Source organism: Motilimonas thetidivivens (genome assembly GCF_046452435.1).
GTDB lineage: Bacteria > Pseudomonadota > Gammaproteobacteria > Enterobacterales > CBDFNC01 > Motilimonas.
This window is the reverse complement of record NZ_JBKFDK010000078.1, coordinates 1-400: the sequence shown is the minus strand read 5'-3', so window position 1 is coordinate 400 and position 400 is coordinate 1. Positions and strand designations below refer to the sequence as shown.

The following is a 400-nucleotide window of genomic DNA, read 5'->3' as shown; positions in this document are numbered from 1 at the left end:
CAACATTGTCAAACCACCGCAAGTGAAGCGCTTGCCGGATATTTTAACTCCACTGCAAGTCGGATTGCTGATTTCCATGACGGTTAAGTGTCGCTATCAGGTGTTCTTTTTGGTGCTGTACACCCTTGGGTTGCGCTTAAGTGAAGGGCTTAATTTGACGGTCGCCGATATCGACAGCGCATCAATGCAAGTGCATATTCGTGAAGGCAAAGGCGGCAAAGACAGATTTGTGCCATTGCCATCGCGCACGCTTGTCGCATTGCGCGGCTATTGGGCCACACATCGTCATCCGCGATTATTGTTCCCGAAGATGGGGCCTGAGAGTGATAGCCCGATGGATAAAGGCAGCGTGCAAAAAGCGATGCAGCGGGTGTTGGCAGATTGCAATATAAAACAACAT

Annotated in this window: 1 protein-coding gene; it reads left to right on the top strand. The window is 50.0% G+C overall.

Annotated features, from left to right (window positions below; all coding sequences use genetic code 11):
* Positions 1–400: tyrosine-type recombinase/integrase (locus ACK8OT_RS19315; RefSeq protein WP_410198140.1), on the top strand; the 400-nt coding region annotated here is incomplete at both ends.